Annotated in this window: 16 protein-coding genes; 13 read left to right on the top strand and 3 right to left on the bottom strand. The window is 41.2% G+C overall.

Annotation, left to right across the window (positions count from 1 at the left end; genetic code table 11):
* Window positions 1-116: 116 nt before the first annotated feature.
* Window positions 117-488: a hypothetical protein gene (locus BrL25_RS09970; RefSeq protein WP_018671206.1), complete on the bottom strand. Its 372-nt coding sequence runs from the start codon at window positions 486-488 to the stop codon at window positions 117-119.
* Window positions 489-855: 367 nt separating this feature from the next.
* On the opposite strand from BrL25_RS09970, the gene BrL25_RS09965 reads away from it, so the two are divergent.
* The 6 genes from BrL25_RS09965 to BrL25_RS09940 all read left to right on the top strand — a co-directional run bounded on the left by BrL25_RS09965 (window position 856) and on the right by BrL25_RS09940 (window position 8,011).
* Complete coding sequence (locus tag BrL25_RS09965) at window positions 856-2,349, top strand: peptidoglycan DD-metalloendopeptidase family protein (protein ID WP_081621599.1); 1,494 nt, start codon at window positions 856-858, stop codon at window positions 2,347-2,349.
* 168 nt (window positions 2,350-2,517) lie between these two features.
* Window positions 2,518-3,228 (top strand): response regulator YycF, encoded by a 711-nt coding sequence (gene yycF, locus BrL25_RS09960; RefSeq protein ID WP_018671204.1) that lies wholly within the window; start codon window positions 2,518-2,520, stop codon window positions 3,226-3,228.
* Window positions 3,221-5,053 (top strand): cell wall metabolism sensor histidine kinase WalK, encoded by a 1,833-nt coding sequence (gene walK, locus BrL25_RS09955; RefSeq protein WP_018671203.1) that lies wholly within the window; start codon window positions 3,221-3,223, stop codon window positions 5,051-5,053. The genes yycF and walK overlap by 8 nt, the downstream gene beginning before the upstream one ends.
* Window positions 5,050-6,435, top strand: a complete 1,386-nt coding sequence (locus BrL25_RS09950) for a YycH family regulatory protein (RefSeq protein WP_018671202.1) — start codon at window positions 5,050-5,052, stop codon at window positions 6,433-6,435. The genes walK and BrL25_RS09950 overlap by 4 nt, the downstream gene beginning before the upstream one ends.
* Window positions 6,422-7,204: a two-component system regulatory protein YycI gene (locus tag BrL25_RS09945; RefSeq protein ID WP_018671201.1), complete on the top strand. Its 783-nt coding sequence runs from the start codon at window positions 6,422-6,424 to the stop codon at window positions 7,202-7,204. Before BrL25_RS09950 ends, BrL25_RS09945 begins: the two co-directional genes overlap by 14 nt.
* 18 nt (window positions 7,205-7,222) lie before the next feature.
* Window positions 7,223-8,011 (top strand): MBL fold metallo-hydrolase, encoded by a 789-nt coding sequence (locus tag BrL25_RS09940; protein ID WP_018671200.1) that lies wholly within the window; start codon window positions 7,223-7,225, stop codon window positions 8,009-8,011.
* A gap of 23 nt (window positions 8,012-8,034) precedes the next feature.
* Here the strand turns inward: BrL25_RS09940 and BrL25_RS09935 are convergent, their stop codons facing one another.
* Window positions 8,035-8,349 carry a hypothetical protein gene (locus tag BrL25_RS09935; RefSeq protein WP_018671199.1) on the bottom strand — a complete coding sequence of 105 codons (315 nt, stop codon included), beginning with the start codon at window positions 8,347-8,349 and terminating at the stop codon, window positions 8,035-8,037.
* Window positions 8,350-8,596: 247 nt separating this feature from the next.
* On the opposite strand from BrL25_RS09935, the gene BrL25_RS09930 reads away from it, so the two are divergent.
* A complete protein-coding gene (locus BrL25_RS09930; protein ID WP_018671198.1) occupies window positions 8,597-9,874 on the top strand; it encodes a S1C family serine protease in 1,278 nt (425 codons plus the stop codon).
* Window positions 9,875-10,299: 425 nt separating this feature from the next.
* Here the strand turns inward: BrL25_RS09930 and BrL25_RS09925 are convergent, their stop codons facing one another.
* Window positions 10,300-10,695 carry a RidA family protein gene (locus BrL25_RS09925; RefSeq protein ID WP_018671197.1) on the bottom strand — a complete coding sequence of 132 codons (396 nt, stop codon included), beginning with the start codon at window positions 10,693-10,695 and terminating at the stop codon, window positions 10,300-10,302.
* A gap of 402 nt (window positions 10,696-11,097) precedes the next feature.
* On the opposite strand from BrL25_RS09925, the gene BrL25_RS09920 reads away from it, so the two are divergent.
* From BrL25_RS09920 to BrL25_RS09895, 6 genes are all read left to right on the top strand, one after another.
* Window positions 11,098-11,517 (top strand): DUF4288 domain-containing protein, encoded by a 420-nt coding sequence (locus BrL25_RS09920; RefSeq protein WP_018671196.1) that lies wholly within the window; start codon window positions 11,098-11,100, stop codon window positions 11,515-11,517.
* A gap of 360 nt (window positions 11,518-11,877) precedes the next feature.
* Window positions 11,878-12,111 carry a CxxH/CxxC protein gene (locus tag BrL25_RS09915; protein WP_018671195.1) on the top strand — a complete coding sequence of 78 codons (234 nt, stop codon included), beginning with the start codon at window positions 11,878-11,880 and terminating at the stop codon, window positions 12,109-12,111.
* Between the two features lie 5 nt (window positions 12,112-12,116).
* Window positions 12,117-12,596, top strand: a complete 480-nt coding sequence (gene rlmH / locus BrL25_RS09910; protein ID WP_018671194.1) for a 23S rRNA (pseudouridine(1915)-N(3))-methyltransferase RlmH — start codon at window positions 12,117-12,119, stop codon at window positions 12,594-12,596.
* Between the two features lie 312 nt (window positions 12,597-12,908).
* Entirely contained in the window at window positions 12,909-14,411 is a 1,503-nt protein-coding gene (locus BrL25_RS09905) for a malate:quinone oxidoreductase (protein ID WP_018671193.1), read from the top strand.
* A gap of 565 nt (window positions 14,412-14,976) precedes the next feature.
* Complete coding sequence (hcp, locus tag BrL25_RS09900) at window positions 14,977-16,272, top strand: hydroxylamine reductase (RefSeq protein WP_018671192.1); 1,296 nt, start codon at window positions 14,977-14,979, stop codon at window positions 16,270-16,272.
* Window positions 16,273-16,569: 297 nt separating this feature from the next.
* Window positions 16,570-17,346 carry a hypothetical protein gene (locus tag BrL25_RS09895; protein ID WP_018671191.1) on the top strand — a complete coding sequence of 259 codons (777 nt, stop codon included), beginning with the start codon at window positions 16,570-16,572 and terminating at the stop codon, window positions 17,344-17,346.
* Window positions 17,347-17,578: the final 232 nt, after the last annotated feature.

Below are 17,578 nucleotides of genomic sequence, written 5' to 3'. Positions count from 1 at the left end.
GGTTTGTTGTTGTCTAAATCGCCAAAAAACCATAGTAGCAAAGAAAAGGACTGTCTTCTTCGTCTATGTGGATACATGTAGACGATAAAAAACAGTCCTTTTCCCTTTTCCCCAAGCTAAATCATACCACCATGGGATTGGATAATTTGATTGGCCTTACTACTGATGGCATCATCAACTAGGCAGGTTAGCAGCAGACCTGGCATACTAGCTTCAGCACCTCGATCAGTCATGCCGCTAGCCGAAGGGTCGGCAGCTGCCAGAACACTAGCATCACGGCCAGTAGGGAAGTCTCCGCTTAACGTCATACTTCCCAAATTGGGTATATCCCCAGTAATGGGATTCATTATGTTATTTACACCTTTTCCAGGATAACTACTTACATCATCAATTTGAACTGTAGAGCACCCCAGCTGCCGTAATTCGTCTGCTGCCTGTTGAGCGCTTTGAAGAGATGAAAAGCCTGCTAAAATACTAATTTCTTTCATAGAAATTACCTCCAATCGTTGAGAAGTATGAAATGAACTGACCCATTTTTCACCAGTGTCGACCTTTATTTCTTTCACATATCATGGGTATTATTTCCTATGAAAATAATCGTTATAATACAGGTAAAAAGTACCTTGTTATTCTTTTGCACTCTTGTGACTTTATTATTACTCGACACATAACTATTTATTCGACTGGATTTTACACTTGATGTCGATTGCTGTGATGTGATACAGTTTAATAAGTTGGCTTAATTAGGAAATTTGACAGGTATAATTTAACTCCAGACACATTGTGCTGGAACATTTTGTTTTTTCAACTTTTCGCGAGTAATGTTGATGTTGGAAAGGCTTATAGGAGGTATTAATGATGCGACCGGCCGAATGGAAAGACTGGTTGGTTCAGCGTGTCAAGCCATTGCTTGATACATGTAATCAAAGTTCCAGACGAATTGCAGACCGTGCTTGGGCATATATCCTTAGCCATAAGAAACAATCTGTTACTGTAGCTGTAACACTTGTAATGGGTGCTACTAGCGTAACCTATGCGAATTATTACTACACTTCTAATATGACTCCCCTTTATCATGTCATGCTAAATGGTAAAGAGATGGGTGTGGTGGACAACCCTGAAGTGGTGAGGCAATGGACGGAAGAACGCTTAAAGGAACAGGAACAGAAACATCATGCCCCGCTTACGCTAAGTGATAATATCACGTTTGCAGAAGAACAGGTATTTAAAGGGCAGGTAAATAATCAAGAAACACTTCAAACACTTGAAAAAGAAGCAAATATTCAGGTTGAAGCAATAAAGGTAATGGTTGAAGGCAAACTTGTAGGTTATGCGGCTAATCAAGAACAAGCAGATAAAATTTTAGCTGATATCAAGGAACGATTCAGTGGCGTTCCGATGAAGAAAACGAAGAATCAAGAAGTTATGGCGGCTTCCCTACCGACTGACAAACAGGTTAAGTCAGTTAAATTCAAGGAAAAGATCTCCCTTGATGCAGAAACTGTACCGGCTGACAAGATTATACCGGCTGAAAAACTAGAAGAAGTATTGGTTAAGGGTACGGCACAAGAAACAACACATTCTGTTAAGTCTGGTGATACAGTTAGCGGAATTGCTAAACAATATGGAATTACCCAAAAAGAGATTTTTAAAAACAATCCTGGTGTTACTGAGAATACGTTGCTTCAATTGGATCAAAAATTAAATGTTACAGAGATTCGCCCTTATGTGACGGTTCAAGTGGTGGAAAACGCAACTAAGGACGAAAATATTTTTTATCAAATTGAAACAAAATCGAATGCAAAAATGCCTAAAGGCGAATCGAAAGTAGTTCAAGAAGGTAAGAATGGTTTAAAACGTGTTCAATACGAATATATAAAAGAAAATGGTCAGCTTGTAGCAACGAAGATGATCGATGAAGATATGATTCAACAACCAGTTTCAAAAATTATTGAAAAAGGTACAAAGGTCATTGCAGACCGTGGTACCGGTCGAATTGCTTGGCCAGCTAGAGGCTATATCAGCAGTGGATTTGGAACTCGCTGGGGACGTATGCATAAAGGTATTGATATTGCGGGATCAGGTACAGTGAAAGCAGCAGATAACGGTCGCGTTGTCCAAGCTGGCTGGAATGGAGACTATGGTATTTCCGTTACGATTAATCATGGAAATGGAACGCAAACCCTTTATGGACATTTGCGTAGTGCAAAAGTAAAAGTTGGACAAGTTGTCAGCAAAGGTGGCGCCATTGGTATTATGGGCTCTACAGGTGACTCTACAGGTGTCCATCTTCATTTTGAAGTGCACAAAAACGGGCGTTTGGTAAACCCGCTTTCTGTGTTACGCTAACTATAGACAATTCAACAGACCAATTCTGACAGATATGTCAGGGTGGTCTGTTTTCTTTTTCTCTACTAGTTATGTGAGGCTTTGTAGATTGCTTGAAAGGGAATTATTCGTTAAAGTGGAATGGATAGAGTACGAGAATAGATCGAGTAGTTGAAAGGAGTGAATCCATTGGCGAAACTCCTCGTAGTGGATGATGAAAAACCAATTGCTGATATATTGAAATTTGCTTTAGAAAAAGAGGGCTATCAGGTGGTGTGCGCATACGATGGTGAGGAAGCTCTTCGGTTGGTACATCAAGAAAAGCCTGATTTAATTTTATTAGATATTATGTTGCCTGGTCGAGATGGTATGGATGTGTGTCGGATTGTACGACAGGAATACGAGATGCCGATCATTATGCTAACAGCTAAGGATTCGGAGTTGGATAAAGTACTAGGCTTAGAATTAGGTGCTGATGATTATGTGACGAAACCATTTGGTACACGCGAGCTATTAGCTCGTGTAAAAGCCCAGCTTCGCAGGCAAAAACCAAAGCAAGGGGAACAGAACAAGCATCTTTTCCGTATTGGAGACCTAGAGATTGACTTGTATTCTTATACAGTAAAAAAGTTAGATGAGACCCTGGAATTAACCCATCGGGAATTTGAATTGCTCGTCTATCTGGCAAAGCATCAAGGACAGGTCATGGTACGAGAGCATTTGCTACAAGCGGTATGGGGCTATGATTATTTCGGTGATGTGCGGACTGTCGATGTCACAATTAGACGTCTTAGAGAAAAGATTGAGGATGATCCAAGTCAGCCTACTTATATCATTACGAGACGTGGGCTTGGCTACACCATGAAACAACCTTCCACGGGGGGATCACTTCATGGGTAAGCTGAAGCTGTTCAAAACAGTTCAGTGGAAAGTAGTCGTCATCTATATGTTGCTACTACTAATGGCGATGCAGGTCATCGGGGCCTATTTTACTCGTGAAGTAGAAAAATACTATACCAACAACTTTTCAGAAGGCTTAAACGGACAGGCTACCTTATTGTCTACTCTATTAGAGAAATATTTTAGCCAGACACGCAGTCCTGATGACCATAATGGACAGGATGTAAAAACCGATATAGATAATCTGATTCGTAACATGTCCTTTAAAGAGGCACATGTACAGGTAGTCGATGCGAATGGAACGGTGATTAGCACCTCGGAAGATAATCCGGCGATTATCGGGCAGCGTACTGCCCAGAAGGAGATTACCATTGCACTCCTTGGGACACGCAACGAGTCGATGCGTATCGACCCGGTTACTGAAGGGCGAGTAAAGGTCTTAGCTGTCCCCATCAAAAAGGGTAATGTGGTATATGGAGCTGTATACATGGTTGCTTCGATTGAAGGCTTGTATACGACCATTCGTCAGACCACTAATATTTTTGCTACAGGAACATTTATCGCTTTAGTAGTAACAGGTGTGTTGGGATATTTATTAGCGCAAACCATCACGAAGCCTGTCAAAGAAATGACGCGTCAGGCGAAGGCCGTAGCTAACGGAGATTTTAACCGATCGGTGCACATTTATAGCGATGATGAGATTGGTCAGCTTGGCAGTACCTTTAACTATATGACGGCACGCTTAAAAGAGGCAGTTTTACTAGAAGAGGAAGAGCGGGAAAAACTATCGCAAATATTAGCAAACATGAGCGATGGTGTCATGGCGACCGACAGAGATGGTACGATTATTCTAATGAATCGATCAGCAGAAGAGATGCTTGAGGTAAAGGAAGCAGATGTTTTAGAGCAAAAGCGTAGTATCTATGATGTACTTCGCCTGCCACCTGAGGAAGAAATGCCTTTGTTTCAAGAGGTGGAGCCCCTTCTCTTAGAGATGATGGTATCCAATCGTGAAGTGATTATGCTGCGGGTCTTAATTACTCCACTCCAACAGGATAGTGGCAAAAAGGGTGGAATTATTGCTGTGTTGCAGGATGTTACAGAGCAGGAACGCACAGAGCAACAACGCCGTAATTTTGTGGCTAATGTATCACACGAGCTGCGTACCCCGCTTACTACCATTAAAAGCTACACAGAAGCACTCATGGATGGAGCTGTGGAAGTGCCAGAGCTATCGAACCAATTCTTGCGTGTCACAATGAATGAGACGGATCGTATGATTCGATTGGTAAATGATTTATTGCAACTTACACGATTTGATGCACAAGGTGTTCAATTAAACCGAAAACAAGTAAGCATGACTGAGCTTTTACTCTACGCAACCCAGCGTTTTACGATGCAGTGTGAACAAAATGGGATCAAGCTAACGCTATCCCATACAAAAGGTCTGGACAATGTCTATATGGACGATGATGCAATTACTCAGGTTCTGGATAATTTGTTGTCTAATGCACTCAAATATACGCCAGAGGGCGGAGAAGTAACGGTAGAGGCTCGTGCTGATAACGAACAACAGCGCGCATATATTTCTGTAAAAGATACAGGCATCGGGATTCCCAAGCGGGATGTAAGGTTGATTTTTGAGCGATTTTATCGCGTAGATAAAGCAAGGTCTCGCAGTCAGGGGGGCACAGGCTTAGGACTAGCTATCGCGAAGGATTTGGTAGAAGCACATGGCGGAGAGATACAAATTTCGAGTGAGTGGAATGAAGGGACCATCGTAACGTTCTGGATTCCGTTAGGTAAAGGAGGAGAGGAAGCTTGAGCAGAGAGCGGATAGAGAATATCAAGTCTGTCGTGCTTGTGGTACTGGTACTGCTCAGTCTGATTTGGACTTCCCTTCTTCTTAACAATCAGCCTCAGCTAGAATTTATATCACCTGCCACCTTCGTCCCTGCCGACAAACAGGGTGCATCTAAGCAAGCGAAGGATTTTGTGGTCCCTGATGCTATTCTTTTTCATTATGGGGAAGATCGTCATACCAAAGCGATCTCCAGTGATGATGTGTATCGAATCCTGATGGGACAGGTGCAGAATTGGTACTTTAATGAATTTAGCTATTACCCTATGACGGAAGAAAAGTGGGATAGCTTAACTCGCAAAAAGCTGGGGTTAGAGCTGCAATATAATTCTCTCATCCCCATTTCCGTTATGGAACAGGTACTGACGTTGCGTGACGTTGATCAGCGTTTAACAGGAATAGACCGAGTCTGGCTGTACTATGAGGAAGCAGATGATACGGTGTATGCTCTATTTTTGTCAACGAAGGATCACCAAAGCTTTCGGGCCAAGACAGCCGTAAGTCCTAAAGACCTACGCAATTCCTATCTTTTGTTTGGCAAGAATTTGCCGGAGCAGATCCTAAAAACGTATAAGGACCCACAAAGATCACCGTATATCGTACAAGATAAGCTATCCTTCTGGAGCATTTATTATCTACCCAAAAAGCCAAGTGTCATGAGTATGTATAATTACAACTATCTACCTATTTCACGCAAGCAGTTACTAGAGAGCTACTTTCTCGATCCGGGCTTGGTCAGACAGATCGTAGAGAGGGACGGTACGAATATTTATACGGATGGTACTCGGTCTGTTCAGGTGCGTAATGGGCAACACTTAATGACTCTCACCACACCAGTTTGGCAAGCTGGCGATACACAAATGACCGCCTATGAACAGCTTCAAGAGAGTGTTTCTTTTATAAACCAGCACATGGGATGGATTGATGATTTCCGCTTACGCTCAATGGAAGAACGCACGGAGAGTAACTCTCAAATCATTTTCCGTCAATATCTAGGAGCCTTCCCGGTAATCAGCCAGGATTCTAAATTAATAGACAACATCCAGCTTAATATGGATAAAGGTCAGGTTCAATCAATGAGAAGGTCGTTGATTGATTTAGATACGTTCTTTGGCTATAAGGAAGTGAATGTCGCTTCTGGCACTGATCTGATTACCTATTTACAAGAGAATAAAATCGATACGGAAAAAGTCAGTAACATATATTTGGCGTATCAATTGATAGAGCAAAAGGGATACATGCAATTAATCCCAGCCTGGGTGGTGCAGTTGGAAGGCGTGTATAATAAAATCATTGATGTTCGCAGCGCTGTGCCAAAAGGAGGGAAAGTGAGTGGACTGGAGTAAGACGAAAACCATTCTGATTCTTGCCTTCCTGACGCTTAATCTTTTTCTTGGCTATCAGGTTTACCTATCAAAATTGCAGCATGGCGTAGAGTCGGAATCTGCTCAAAACACGCAGTGGGAGATTGAAAACTATCTATCAAAGCAAAACATCACGCTCAAGATGGATATCCCACAGGAAACACCTTTATTAAACTATCTGTATGTGGAGTATGTGACGTCAGCGACCTTTGAACAGGAGGAGATGGCAGACCAGCAGGTGGTTGTAGACAATACCGTACTAGAATCACGACTTGAAAAGCCCGTCGCCATCCGCGATTTTAAAAGCCCAAAGGATGTCTTAAATCAACTACACAGCACCATTAAATTCGCAGATCAGTATAAAGAGGATGTCAACTGGACGCTATCTGCCCCGGTATATTGGCAGATGCATGATGGGTTACCGATGTTCGTCGCGCCACTAGAGCTACACATTGCTGATGGATTTATTAGAGGATATAAGCAGACCTATTTACTGGTGAAAAATCAAGGATCAGGTCGCAAAATTATTACTGCTTATACAGCTCTACGCTCACTGATCGAAAAAGAAGTAATTAAGAGCGGAGAAAGTATAGATAGCATTTCACTCGGATATTATGGGTTTAAATATGACGCTGAGATACAGGTGTTAGCACCGGTGTGGCGTTTTCAGCATGGCAATAAGGTTGAATATATGAATGGATTTACTGGGACGATGGAGCGGCCACTAGATAAAAGAGGAATGGTCGAATAGAGGAAAGAGGGATATCTGTTGCAATTTAGTGTTTTAGCCAGTGGAAGTACAGGGAATTCCATCTATGTAGGAACAGAGCGTACTTCTTTATTGATCGATGTCGGTCTTACGGGGAAACAAGCGGAGGCATGTTTGGAAGAGATTGGTGTAAAGCCAAGTGATTTGCAGGCAATTCTAGTAACACACGAGCATTCCGATCATATCAAAGGCGTGGGTGTTATGGCGAGACGCTATGGCATCCCGATCTATACCACACAAAAAACCTGGGGTGAGCTGGACAAGCTAGTAGGAACGATCCCAGAGGGTCAGAAGCAACTCTTTGAGGTGGGCCAAACGTTGGAATTCGGAGATATCACGGTTGAGTCATTTGGAATCTCCCACGATGCTGTCGAGCCAATGGGTTTTTGTATGCATGCGGATCATAAAAAGCTGAGTATCGCTACCGATCTAGGCTATGTAAGTGACCGAATCAAGGAAGTTATTCGTGGAGCAGATGCTTACATTTTTGAAGCAAATCACGATGTGGATATGCTGCGCATGTCGCAATATCCATGGAGCATTAAACGCCGAATTTTAAGCGACATTGGTCATCTTTCCAATGAAATGGCAGGCGAAGCTTTGACAGATATTCTTGGTGGACGAGCAGAGCGCGTATTCCTGGCGCATTTAAGCAAAGAAAACAATATGATGGATCTGGCAAAGCTTACGGTTAAAAATATCTTGGAGGAACAGGGCTTACATGTCGGAAATGATGTGCATTTGCGAGAAACCTACCCGCATCGTCCGACGAAAATGGAAGTGTTGTAGTATCATTATCAGCTTTCATAGAATTACTGTGGCTTGGTAGGCACATAGCTTCCGTTGGGTGCTTTTGGTGAGGCTTGAAAATTAACGGCAGCATGGTTTTGGCTTTTTTGCAAGGACGCCAATCCTTTTGGACAAGTTTTTTCAACGATCTGTGTATTCATGTGGCTGTCTAATTGTTGGACTTTAGCAGTTACTTCTTCATGATTAAGAATACCTTTTTCGGTCAATAACTCAATAATGGCATGAAGCACCAACGTGTTATGGTAATCCACATGTCGCAGATCGCTAAGCTTGGCCAAAAGGTCTAGCTGGTCTAAGGGAGAAAAGGGCTGTTTCATGTGAAGCACGTCCTTTCTTTTTATGAATGAAGTGCGGTGGATAAGCCTTGTACATGTATTCATAAGACCATTCTTGACGCTTACCACTCATCTTATGCGAGTGGACAAGTTTCATTCCACAACCTTTCCATATTTCTAACGTTAATTTGCCTCAATGCCTGCGTATACTGTTACTACAGCAAGAATATGAAAGCTCTTCATTACAAAATTATCTTTTATTCCTGCTAGAACGAAAGGAGTAATTGTTATGGGTTATTACGATAATGATGATTTTTATGAAATGGAACCAAAGAAAAAGGCCAGCCGTTCCGGCATGGGCAAATATATCGTGACCTCTGTCACATCTGCTGTCATTGGAGGTCTGGTCGTGCTTATGCTTACGCCAGCTATCTCCAAAACAGGTTATCTGAATCTACCTTTGAAAACAGGAGCAGATGCTAATCAAGCAGCCGTGACAGCATCGACGATCTCTACGAAAACCAACCAGCCTGTAAGTGTTAACGTGGAAACCGCGATTACCAGTGCAGTGGAAAAGACAGAGGATGCCGTCGTCGGAATTACCAATATCAAACGGGTAGCTAACCTCTGGACCAGACAAACAGGTAACGTGGCAGCAGGTGTGGGCTCTGGTGTCATTTTTGAAAAGAAAGATGGCAAAGCACATATCATCACGAACAATCACGTTGTACAGGGAGCGCAAAGCATTGAAGTGAGTTTAGCAAGCGGGGACAAAGTAACGGCTAAAGTCCTTGGAGCTGACGCATACAACGATTTGGCCGTGTTAGAAATAGATGGATCAAAGGTAACAAAGGTTGCCGAGCTAGGCGATTCTAGCACCTTAAAAGTAGGGGAACCAACCATTGCGATCGGTAACCCGTTAGGTCTAGACTTCTCCCGTACCGTTACACAAGGAATTATCAGCTCGAAAAGCCGCTCCATGCCGACAGACGTCAATGATGACGGTATTGTAGATTGGGAGCTGGACGTTATCCAGACAGATGCGGCCATTAACCCAGGAAACAGCGGTGGGGCTCTGGTCAATATCTATGGACAAGTAATCGGGATTAATACCTTGAAAATCTCTCGTGAGGGCGTAGAAGGCTTAGGATTTGCGATCCCTATTAACGATGTGAAAAATATCATTCCGCGTCTGATGCAGGATGGCTATCTCAAACGCGCCTACCTCGGCGTAACGCCACGCGACTTAACAGATGTACCGAAATATGCGTGGAAAGAAGTATTAAATCTACCAAACGAAGTGACAACAGGCGTAGTTGCTATGGAAGTAGGAAGCTTCTCTCCAGCAGCTAAAGGTGGATTGAAACAGTACGATGTCATCACTCAGTTAGACGATACCCCAATTAATAGCAGCGCCCAGCTATTGAAATATTTCACTCTGAATAAAAAAGCAGGTGAATCTGTATCGATTACCCTGTATCGAGATGGATTTAAGAAAGTGGTTAAAGTAACGCTCGGGGAAAAACCACAGCAGGATCAGGAACAGCTACAACCGCAATTACCGTAAGTAATAGGGTAATGAGGGGGGCCGCCAGCAAATCAAGTGTTGCTGGCGGTCTCCTTCGTCATCAAGCTAGTGAAAAGGAAAAGCTGAGAATGGAAAACCTGTCATTTTCCTTGCCAGCATAAATGTTAGGCATGTGAAAAGCCCTATCGGGTAATTTCTCGCTCATTCCAATACAAGCATCGGTGATAGATAAAGTACTCCTCGGACTTGGTATTTTGCTAATACACCGGCGTATTAGATTTTATACGAGAGAGATAGTGTGCTTTTTCTCCAATCAATTCTTTGAGGAGAGCATGTAGGCAACAAAGTAAAGACCATCCTTCATTTTCAGATTTTACACTGAATAAGGATGGTCATTTTTATCTTTTTATATCATGATCTTAACTTAATGGTTTTGGAGACAGCCTGTTTTAGAGTTACTAAAATCAACCTGCTGCCCAAACATCTAATTCAATTTTTAATTCCGGTAACCCTAATCCTTTAATGTATGCAATCGTCATTGAAGGAGGTGTGGTACCGAATACTTGATTCCAAACCTCATCGAAATGCTCCCAATCAATTTCTTCTGTGGCCCAAATATTAACCTTAATGACGTGATCGGGAGTCAATTTTTGAGAAGAAAGGATTTCAACGATATTATTCATTGTATTTGTCACTTGTTGATTAAAATCTGTGGGTATATTATTGTTTTGATCTATACCAATTTGCCCAGAAAATACATACATTTCAGCATTTCTGCTTATTTTTGTTACATGACTATAGTTCCCGACAGGTCTCGCTATATTTTCTGGATTATATCTTTTGATCACATGATTATTCATTGTAAAAGTCTCCTTTTAAATAGAAAACATATAACTTATGGATATGTCATATATTTTCACTGTTTTTTAATCTTTCTTGATTTTAGACAGACTTATCCCGTCATTAATCAATTCTAGAAAAAAACAGCGGTAGAATACCCAATACCAAAAGATAAAGATTTAATCGATCTCTTTTTCATCGGGTATTTCCTCCTTACCTTTAAAAGTGAGATAATTACATCAATATTCTAACATTAACGCAAGACAAATGAAATGATGGTCTGATTCCAAGCCAAAAAAGCGGGTACATCTATTAACAGGTGATTGATTTGAAAAGTAATAATAGGCTTACTTAAACCCACTCTAGGGTTAGCTTTTCGTTAACATACCTAAAAGTTGTAGTTGATGAGAGGAGAGATTTGTATGGAAAATGCTTTATCGGATGAATGTAGAATGAAATGGTATTCAGTAAAGGTTCTTTTTGAATCTATCCATTCAGGCGCTCCACTTCCCGATAAAATAAATGCCGACTATTACGTAAGCAAGGACAATAAACTTCTGGAGGAAAGCATCATAATAGTGAAAGCTACAGACACTGAACAGGCTTGCAAATTGGCAGAAGAATATGCAAAAAAAGCCGAGCATGAATATCTAAATTACTATGGTGAACAAGTTAAGGATCAATTCGTATGTACACTGCATGCATTTGAGCTTAACGATTTGGAGTTAACAACTGGGGTAGAGGTTTACTCAAGATTTATACATGCAACAAACAAAGAAACCACTAATGACATTATTAAAAGGTACTATCCTGAGGCTTTAGATGGAGAGGAAGAGCAATAGTACAATTATCATAGATATATAAAGGCGATGGAGATGGAGGTTTTGAGCTATAAAGAAAGCTGGTTAGATCCTTACCATGGTGAAAACCGGCTATTTTCGTGTCTTGATGTCCTTAGTAAATCTGCGTTTTGATGTTAGTTCTTAGGTTGGTAATAAATAGATAACAAGAAGTCGAATCTTTTCGTTTTTGGAACATCTTATTAAAAGAGCTGTCCTTTTTTATGCCCAACCACCTTTGATTCATTACTCATCTGGGGTAGACTAGGAGAGTGAGAAATACGAGCAAGTTTACTATGAATCTAAAGTCGATCTTTTCCGAGTGAGAAAGACGACTTACTATAAAGCGAGGGTAAATACATCATGGCAAAAACAATCGTGATTCAAGGAAAAGAAACACCACTTCATGAGGAGCATCCAATCCGTGTGAGCTGCATGGAGCATATTGAAACTGAGCTGGACGATTACGTGAATTATCACGATGTGGCACCAGATACATTTTCCATAGATGAAGTAGAATTAGGAGACATCCCAGCTACCTGCATGGAGTGTAATCAACCAGGCAAGATTGTGTTATTGCATGTGAAGGGAATGTAGGAGAAGTGCAGATTACAATTATTACGGTCGGGAAGCTAAAAGAGAAGTATCTAAAGGAAGGCATCGCCGAGTATACCAAGCGTCTAACGGCTTACTGCAAGCTTAATGTCGTCGAAGTGAACGATGAGAAAGCTCCAGAAGAACTAAGTGCCACGGAAATGGAGCAGGTGAAGCGCAAGGAAGGCGAGCGGATACTAGCGCATATGAAGCAGGACCATTACGTGATCGCGCTGGCTATCGAAGGGCAAATGTGGTCGTCTGAGAAGCTATCTAGCGAAATGGATAGGCTAGCGCTGCACGGACGTAGTCAGGTGGCGTTTGTGATTGGCGGCTCGCTGGGTCTGGCAGATGAGGTGTTGAAACGAGCGGATGCGAAGCTGTCGTTTTCCAAGATGACGTTTCCCCATCAATTGATGCGGTTGGTGCTGGTGGAGCAGGTTTATCGGGCGTTTCGGATTAGTCGGGGGGAGCCATACCACAAATAACAACAAAAATTAGAGAATGTCTGTCCACTAATAACGGCAAACCAAAGTCTCAACCCTTGCAAGAAGCTGGGTTAAGGCCTTGGTTTTTGTGTGTTCCTAGGGCCTTGTGGACGGAGTTCTCACTTTTTTACCAGCTTTAAATAGTTTATAACTATCAGAAAATAGTAGATATTTTAATCTATAAATAATTTTATGATATGGTTATAATTGAGACAGTAAAGGTGTGTTCCTAGGTGGCGCCTTGCTTTTTGTGACACCTAAGCAGGAGCGCCTACTCAATTTTTGCAAATATAGGAGATAAGGAAGATTATAATGAGTAGCATACAGAAAAAAACAGACGTTATCTTAATAGGTGCCGGAGTCATGAGCGCGACTTTGGGATCATTACTGAAAGAGTTAGCACCGGAATGGGAAATCAAAGTGTTTGAGAAACTCCCAAACGCAGGAGAAGAAAGCTCTAACGAATGGAATAATGCGGGTACGGGCCATTCTGCACTGTGTGAGCTTAACTATACATCCGAAAAATCTGACGGATCTATAGATATTAGCAAAGCTATAAAAATTAATGAACAGTTTCAGCTTTCCAGACAGTTTTGGTCTTATCTTGTAAACAGCAATCTGATTCGTAATCCGCAGGACTTTATCATGCCAATACCTCATATGAGTTTAGTACAAGGTGAAAAAAATGTAACGTTTTTGAAAAAACGTTTTGAAGCGCTGTCAAACAATCCCCTGTTTCAAGGGATGGAATTTTCCGATGATCCTGAAAAACTGAAGGAATGGCTTCCGCTTATCATGGAAGGCCGTACACCGAATGAACCGATAGCGGCAACAAAAATCGACTCTGGAACGGATGTCAACTTTGGTGCTTTAACACGCATATTGTTTGACCACTTAAAGAGTAAAAACGTCGAGATAAACTACAAGCATAGTGTTAAGGATATGAAACGTACTAGCGACGGCTCGTGGGAAGTGAAAGTGCATGATATCGATAGCGGTAAAATCGAATACCATACTGCAAAATTCGTCTTTATCGGCGGTGGGGGCGGAAGTCTGCCTTTACTACAAAAAACCGGTATTCCTGAGTCAAAACATATTGGAGGATTCCCGGTAAGCGGACTATTTATGGTATGTAACAATCCGGAAGTTGTAGCGCAGCATCATGCAAAAGTATACGGTAAAGCTAAGGTTGGTGCTCCTCCAATGTCTGTTCCGCATCTTGATACAAGATATATCGACAACAAAAAATCATTGCTGTTTGGACCGTTTGCCGGCTTCTCACCAAAGTTCTTAAAAACTGGTTCAAATTTTGATTTGATAGGTTCCGTAAAACCGAATAATGTCTTCACTATGTTGGCGGCAGGCGCAAAAGAGATGGCATTGACAAAATACCTGATCCAGCAAGTTATGTTATCGAATGAAAAGCGTATGGAAGAGGTACGTGAGTTTATTCCGAACGCCAAAAGCGAGGATTGGGATATAGTGGTAGCGGGCCAACGTGTGCAAGTTATCAAAGATACTGAGGCCGGCGGCAGGGGAACACTTCAATTTGGTACGGAAGTTGTTAGTGCCGCTGATGGCTCGATAGCTGCATTGCTCGGCGCTTCTCCGGGTGCTTCTACTGCCGTTCACGTTATGTTTGAAGTATTAAAAAAATGCTTCCCACAACATATGAAAGATTGGGAACCGAAAATAAAAGAAATGGTTCCTTCTTATGGCGTGTCACTAGTGGAAAACCCAGAGCTTTTCCAAGAAATTCATACTTCAACAGCGCAGACGCTTGGTCTAAGCGAAAAAGAAACGGTCTATAGTTAATTCTTTGGATGTAGAAACAAAGGTATTTAATGAAAAAATTAGAGCAACATTTTTTTCATTAATGGACAATTGTTTCTATGATGAAGAGATTGAAAAGGCAATGATTGCAAAAAAACAGAGATAACATAAAAAGTTTCATAAAATATTGAGTAAACAATAGAATATCATTGAAAATAAAACATAGAACCTTGTGATCTATCTTTGGATTGAAGGTTCTTTTTTCAAAATTCGCAGTTAGAGAGGCTACGGTGAGCCTTATCATAAGTAACTGGGAAATTTCACCTAATCCTTCGAATAGAAAGAAGGAACGACAATAGAAAGATCAAAAGCATTGAATTTTAATGAAATAAGGGATACCACTTTTATTAACTAACCCCTTTTGTGACAAGCGCAGAAGGGGCCTTTTTGCATTGATAAAAAATCACTCCACGAATGGTTAGTTTTTTTAGCACCCACTCGCTTGTCACCGTTTCTCCACCCTTTTTGTGAGCCGTATCACATCGAATAGGATGGTTGATTTTTATAATCAACTTATAAAGGGCGGAAGAGAAAAGGAGAGATCGTGATGTTCTGTTACCAGTGCGAACAAACCCCAAGCGGTGGGTGCAAGGTGATCGGTGTCTGTGGGAAAACAGAGGAATTGGCTAGCATTCAAGACACGATCGTTTTTGCGTTAAAAGGGATTGCGGCGTATGCAACGCATGCTCGCCAACTGGGTTATATCGACTCCGAAGTGGATGGCATCACCCAGGAAGCGCTATATTTCACCTTGACTAATGTTAACTTTAATCTGGACGATCATCTAAAAATGGCGATGAAAGTAGGTCAGGCAGCAATCAAGGTGATGGAGCTATTAGACAAAGCCCATACTGAGCACTTCGGTATTCCCCAGCCTGTAACCGTATCGCAAAATAAAATCGAAGGCAAATGCATTGTGGTTACTGGACATAATCTGTTTGCTCTGGAGGAATTGCTGAAACAGACAGAGGGGAGAGGCATAAACATCTTTACTCATTCCGAGATGCTACCTGCCCACGGATATCCTGCTTTGAAAAAGTACCCACATTTGAAAGGAAACATCGGCAAAGCATGGTTCGATCAACGACGGCTGTTTGAGGAGTTTCCAGGGGCAATTCTTGCGACAACAAACTGCGTCATGCCGATTAAAGGCAGTTATGCTGACAGATTTTACTCCTACGATGTCGCCGGGCTGGAGGGAGTAACTAAGATTGAAAACGACGATTTTTCTCCACTGATTGAAAAAGCACTCTCCCTGCCAGAGGCAAATATCGAATCTGATCAAACTTTAATCACCGGATATCATCACGAGACGGTTTTGGGGTTAGCGCCGGAAATTATCGATGCTGTAAAAGCAGGCAAGATCAAACGCTTCTTCGTGATCGCAGGGTGTGACGCACCGGGGAAAGGCGGCGAATACTACCGGGAATTGGCCACTTCTTTACCAAAGGAAACAGTTATTCTTACCACGTCCTGTGGAAAGTTCCGTTTTAATGATGTGGACTTTGGAACAGTGCCAGGAACTGACATTCCCCGCTATATTGATTTGGGACAGTGTAACAACTCTGTATCTACAATCAAGATCGCAGCGGCTCTGGCAGACGCGTTTGGCTGCGAGGTCAACGATTTGCCGGTAAGCATCGTGCTTTCATGGTTTGAGCAAAAAGCAGTGGCTATTTTGCTCGGTTTGTTCAGCTTGGGAATCAAGGATATCCGAATTGGTCCAAAGCTGCCTGAATTTATTCAGCCAGGCGTGCTCACGGTCTTGCAGGACTTGTTTAACGTTAAACTGATCGGACATGCGCAGGAGGATATGAAGCAGATGATGGGGATTACCCAATAAATTTCTATAAACCACAAAGACAGTCTGAAACTTGCTTTAAAAGTTTTGGACTGTCTTTCTTATTTGAGCAAAAGTGACCACATTTAGCTATCAATGGAGATTAATACCTTATTCTTCTCCCGCACAAATGAGTTGAAAAAAACACCATTTCACTTGAATGGAGAATACTATTATGTATCACCTACATGTACAATAAAAGATAGTACAGACATCAAAGTAAAGGGTCCAAAATATAAATCCAAATTAGCAAAAACAGAAAAATTCTAGTAATCATTAGGAAGGAGGAAGATTATTTCAATGAGATTCAAATTATTTACACCCATATTATTCTTTATTTTATTTGGTTTTTTATTAGGATGTCAGGATGATAAATTAAAAGATCAAAATAAAGAGACAGTACTGGAAGATACAAAAATACCTAATAAAGAATCTAAAGCGACTAAAGATAAAAAGGTTAAGTGGGTTAAGGTACTTGAGTCACCTAAAAATATCTCTTCCCCTTCCGAAGCTGTACTACACCAATATGAAGTTACTTTTAAAGATGGGAAAAAAGAATTCCCTAAAAAAGATTCTGTAATTTTCGAAACAACTCTTGGTGGTAGTAGTATAGTTGCTATTCACTCTCCTGAAGGAGAAAATAATTATGCCATTTTTCTGTATGAATATAATAGTTCTAATAAATGGATTATAAATGGGCTTTTAAGATTACTGGGAGGTAAAGGGTTTACGGATAAAGAGGGTTTAGATTTACCGATGAATAAGTTCAATGCACTCAACCTTACAATATCAGATAAAAAAATTTGGACATTTGCAGATGAAAAAGAAATAGTTACAATCACTGTATCTAATCGGGTTTCTTTTGTTGAACATTCTGATCCTAAAAAGATATCCTTGAGCAACGGAAATGAAGCATATATCTCTAAAGATCATTTGAAAAATAGCTATTTGTATTATTTTGATACCGGAAAAACAATTGTTGTTTCAGGAAATGTAAGTGAACAAAATATTATTAATCTGGCAAATTCCTTGCCGTCTGTTAATTCTGCATTTTTCCCTAGCCCTGAAGTAGATTAAATAGAAATACCAGCGTCTAAGATTTCTCTGAAATACTAAGTTGTTCAGCTATTTGTAAATTCAAGACTAAAAAAGATGGCTGACCTAATATAGATCTGCCATCTTTTTATTTGGGAATGTTTTTTTCGATCTCATTGAGTTTTTTCTCATGAAAAATGATTGGAAAATTCTGGGGTTTATCAAAAGCATAACCACCTAATCCTCACAACAGTAAGTAAATTTCCCCCGCTAC

Source organism: Brevibacillus laterosporus DSM 25 (assembly GCF_002706795.1).
Taxonomy (GTDB): Bacteria; Bacillota; Bacilli; order Brevibacillales; family Brevibacillaceae; genus Brevibacillus_B; species Brevibacillus_B laterosporus.
Note: the sequence above shows the minus strand (reverse complement) of the source record. Positions and strands in the feature narration are given on the sequence as shown.

Bases quoted from the DNA above. Each gene is read 5' to 3' on its own strand.
- BrL25_RS09895 (WP_018671191.1), top strand. From the start codon at position 16,570: ATGAGATTCAAATTATTTACACCCATATTATTCTTTATTTTATTTGGT.
- BrL25_RS09970 (WP_018671206.1), bottom strand. From the start codon at position 488: ATGAAAGAAATTAGTATTTTAGCAGGCTTTTCATCTCTTCAAAGCGCT.
- BrL25_RS09965 (WP_081621599.1), top strand. From the start codon at position 856: ATGATGCGACCGGCCGAATGGAAAGACTGGTTGGTTCAGCGTGTCAAG.
- BrL25_RS09905 (WP_018671193.1), top strand. From the start codon at position 12,909: ATGAGTAGCATACAGAAAAAAACAGACGTTATCTTAATAGGTGCCGGA.
- BrL25_RS09915 (WP_018671195.1), top strand. From the start codon at position 11,878: ATGGCAAAAACAATCGTGATTCAAGGAAAAGAAACACCACTTCATGAG.
- BrL25_RS09920 (WP_018671196.1), top strand. From the start codon at position 11,098: ATGGAAAATGCTTTATCGGATGAATGTAGAATGAAATGGTATTCAGTA.
- hcp (WP_018671192.1), top strand. From the start codon at position 14,977: ATGTTCTGTTACCAGTGCGAACAAACCCCAAGCGGTGGGTGCAAGGTG.
- BrL25_RS09930 (WP_018671198.1), top strand. From the start codon at position 8,597: ATGGGTTATTACGATAATGATGATTTTTATGAAATGGAACCAAAGAAA.
- walK (WP_018671203.1), top strand. From the start codon at position 3,221: ATGGGTAAGCTGAAGCTGTTCAAAACAGTTCAGTGGAAAGTAGTCGTC.
- BrL25_RS09925 (WP_018671197.1), bottom strand. From the start codon at position 10,695: ATGAATAATCATGTGATCAAAAGATATAATCCAGAAAATATAGCGAGA.
- BrL25_RS09935 (WP_018671199.1), bottom strand. From the start codon at position 8,349: ATGAAACAGCCCTTTTCTCCCTTAGACCAGCTAGACCTTTTGGCCAAG.